Origin of the sequence: Microcoleus sp. CAWBG640 (assembly GCF_020883015.1) — a bacterium.
Lineage (GTDB): Bacteria > Cyanobacteriota > Cyanobacteriia > Cyanobacteriales > Microcoleaceae > Microcoleus > Microcoleus anatoxicus.
In genome coordinates, this window is the sequence record NZ_JAHRFC010000006.1 from 1 (window position 1) to 2758 (window position 2758).

Below are 2758 nucleotides of genomic sequence, written 5' to 3' on the forward strand. Positions count from 1 at the left end.
CCCCCCCTTTTTAAGGGGGGCTGGGGGGGATCTTTGGGTTTGAAAACACGCCCTAGGGGGGTGGGGCGGGTGACTTGTTCCTTCTTCACTAGATCTTCTTCCTTCTGCTATCACTCTCGATTCATCCGAATCAAATCCGTCAAAATATTATCTAAGCCCCCATTAACTTGAATCCGGTCGATCTTCTCCGCAATCCTTTCCAAAACCTCCAATTCCTTCAAACGCAAAGCCACAGGATTATCCTCCATCACCTTCGCAGTATTCAACATACTCCGAGTAGCAGCAGTCTCCTCCCTGCGCCTAACTCCATTTGCTTGAGCCAATTTTTCCGCTTCCACAACCTTGCTCAAAATCGCCTTAATTTCACCAGGTAAAATAATATCTTTGACACCCACAGAATCGACTTCAATACCATAATCTGTGGTTTTAGCGCGGATGTATTCAGATATACTGCGATCGATCGCACCTTTGCTATCCAACAACCCATCCAGAGTCTGTTCCCCCACCGCACCGCGCAAAGCAAACTGCAATTCCTTGTACAAAAATCCCGTAATATCGGACAAGCCATTTTTTGCCATCAGCGGATCTCGGATGCGGTATCCAGCCGTCAAATTCAAGCGCAAAGGTACTTTATCCTTTGACAAGATATCTTGACCAGATACCTCAATATTTTGTAAGCGCAAATCAATTACTTCCGTTTGAAAAGAGCGCCCAAACTTCCACCAAGCATGAATTCCTGGTAGCAATTGCGATTGAAACTCTTGGTTTATATACAATAGTCCAACGTGCTGTGCTGGAACTTCACAAAGATGCAAATACTTGGCACAGGTTGATAGAGCTTCTGGGGAACCAGCAACCAACTCAGCTATTAAACGGAGGTCTAAATTAACATCAGTATTGATGTCAATGATTTCGACTTCCACACCTTGCCAAAATAGCTGGCGGCTTGTCGGTGGCAAAAAAGCAATAACTTTTCCTCGATCGCGCACGATCGCAATTTGATGACCCAGTAATTGCACGAGTTCGCAGTAGGCTGCTACAAAATCGGGATGTTTTTCAATTAGGACATTTGCTTGGGGAAATTCAGGATTAGGAATATTTCGATCCAGAGTTTTAACTGCCACATTTCGATCCACAGACCAAAAAGTGTATTCTCCTGATTCTAGAGGGCGTACAAAATTATTCTGCACGTACAGCAAACCTAGTTCATACTCAGAGACTTGGAAGTTTTTCAGTCCTTGCAAAGTGAGCGATCGCACTTTTTGCACAAACTCACCAGGCAATTCCAAACTCTCGTCTAAATTGAAAACATGAGATTCTACTTCAATAAAACCGCGCCAAAATGCCCGCAATTGATTCGGTAAAATACTGAGCCAATTTTGACCCAAACGAACTAAAGCTGTTTGATTGAATGCGGTTCTGACAATCGAAAGATGTTCTTGTAATTCTGTTCCGTGGTTTCTTAGCAACAGTTCTAAGTTGTCAATCTTAGCTTCTGGCTGATTGAGATCGTAGCTTTTTATGTTCCAATGGCTACCGAAATAAGTGTATGTACCGGGAAGCAAAATTTTCTTAAAGTCGCTGCGGTGATATAAAATTCCGATTTGGTTAGGTTGGATATAAAAGGTTTTCCACATAGAAATTTTAATAGATAATTTGGGCAAGCGAAACCAGCGAGGCAGATTTAATTTAAACATCGATCGCCTTTTGGAATTTAGCTGTAATACTTATACTACAATATTTTTTTTAACTCTGCAAGTACAAGTGTTTACAGTTCAGATGCGGGCAAAAGCACCTCCTAGACTGGATTAAGATTGTCACTACTTCTGCTAAATCGCCTTTCGGTAATCTCGAAAAAAATAGTAATGCTCAAATACGCCGATCGCCCCACCAATCCAGCATCCCCGCAGGAAAACCAAATGCAAGCAACGCGAAGGAACACACTCAAATCAGGGAGAGATACAGTTGCACTAGCTTCTTGGCTGCTAACAAACACTTGCATTACAGAGTAATACACACAAACGATTAAGCTGCTTTGTCCTTAACAAAGTGCCCGTACCCAGGGCCAGGGTTTTTTAAAGTACAGGATTTGAACCTGTTACAAATTGATTATTAGTCAATTCGCTCTACCAATTGAGCTAACTTTGTGGGGCTGATACAGGACTCGAACCTGTGACACTTCGGAAAGCCGATCGCTCTACCAACTGAGCTAATCAAACAATATAGTTAAAAGTACCTAGCGGTATACGCTCCAACCAAAGGTAGGCGCACCAGTCGGGTATATAAAACCCAAACTATAGCTTGTAACTTTTTCGCTATCCCGGCTTCAATATAGCATATTCAGTCTTGGACGCATGGGGACTCAGAAACCGGGTTGTTTGGGAAAATACTTCCTTACAGCCGCCAGATTAGGTAAAAACCCGGTTTGTTTGCTAGGAATCTTCTTCGTCAACATCCGACAACTTTTCCATTTCCTCAGCAACAAGCGTCTGAAAATCCTCTCCGCAGTGAACGTTAAGATGAATTGCAACACTTATGAACTCTGCTAGAATTTCAGCTTTTTGTCGATCGCTCAAATCAGGTAACTGAAGCTGATGGATTAAAGTAATCACATTTTGACACTCAGTACCCAATTCATCAATTAACGTTTTCAGCGTAGAATTAGTTACAGAAATTGTCCGATCGCTAACTTGCATCTTTACTTACCTAGTCGTTTTAAAGCTTGCTGAATTCCTTTCTCAAAAGCCAGAATTTCGCT

At 42.3% G+C, this 2758-nt stretch carries 3 protein-coding genes and 1 tRNA gene; all 4 read right to left on the minus strand.

Translation table 11 applies throughout. The features are described from left to right. Positions 1-110 precede the first annotated feature (110 nt). A complete protein-coding gene (locus AAFP11_RS04850) occupies positions 111-1637 on the minus strand; it encodes a slipin family protein (protein WP_341735998.1) in 1527 nt (508 codons plus the stop codon). A 161-nt stretch (positions 1638-1798) separates the two neighbouring features. Then, on the minus strand, positions 1799-2017 hold the full coding sequence (locus AAFP11_RS04855; RefSeq protein ID WP_341735999.1) for a hypothetical protein: 219 nt from the start codon (positions 2015-2017) through the stop codon (positions 1799-1801). A 132-nt stretch (positions 2018-2149) separates the two neighbouring features. Further along, positions 2150-2219 (minus strand) — tRNA-OTHER (locus AAFP11_RS04860). Between the two features lie 213 nt (positions 2220-2432). Next, positions 2433-2696, minus strand: coding sequence for a hypothetical protein (locus tag AAFP11_RS04865; RefSeq protein WP_341731904.1), 264 nt, complete (start codon positions 2694-2696; stop codon positions 2433-2435). Positions 2697-2758 lie beyond the last annotated feature (62 nt).

What these genes read in the sequence shown, in the direction of transcription:
- AAFP11_RS04865 (WP_341731904.1), bottom strand. Translation starts at nt 2,696, where the DNA reads ATGCAAGTTAGCGATCGGACAATTTCTGTAACTAATTCTACGCTGAAA.
- AAFP11_RS04850 (WP_341735998.1), bottom strand. Translation starts at nt 1,637, where the DNA reads ATGTGGAAAACCTTTTATATCCAACCTAACCAAATCGGAATTTTATAT.